The sequence below is a fragment of the Metalysinibacillus jejuensis genome (assembly GCF_003057615.1).
Taxonomy (GTDB): Bacteria; Bacillota; Bacilli; order Bacillales_A; family Planococcaceae; genus Metalysinibacillus; species Metalysinibacillus jejuensis.
In genome coordinates this window covers 1-431 of the sequence record NZ_QAFW01000170.1, presented here as the reverse complement: position 1 = coordinate 431, position 431 = coordinate 1, and the positions used below count along the sequence as shown (strand labels likewise).

Below are 431 nucleotides of genomic sequence, written 5' to 3'. Positions count from 1 at the left end.
TTTAAGCAACTATTTGGTAGTGAAAAAAATAAAGATATTACGGTGGTATTCCTAAATGCCATCTTACAAAAAACAGGGCGCAATACCATCAAAGAAGTAGTATTTATTAATCAAGAAGTAGGCGGCGAGTATCTTGATGATAAACAGTCACGTCTTGATATCGTTGTACGTACTCAAGCAAATGAATTAATCAATGTGGAAATGCAGCTGTCTAACCAACACGATATGATAAAACGTACCTTGTATTATTGGTCACGTTTATTTTTAGACCAATTACCTAAAGGTAAAACGTATCGTCGTCTATTACCGACGATTACTATCAACATTTGTGATTTCACCTTGTTCTCAAAGTCAGCGAATTATCATAGTACGTACCATTTATATGAAGATAGTTCACTAGAGCGACTCGATGCGCAAGATGATGTCTTAGA

At 35.3% G+C, this 431-nt stretch carries 1 protein-coding gene; it reads left to right on the top strand.

What is annotated here, in order from left to right:
- On the top strand, positions 1-431 hold a 431-nt coding region (locus DDE80_RS14730; RefSeq protein ID WP_153060943.1), incomplete at both ends, for an Rpn family recombination-promoting nuclease/putative transposase.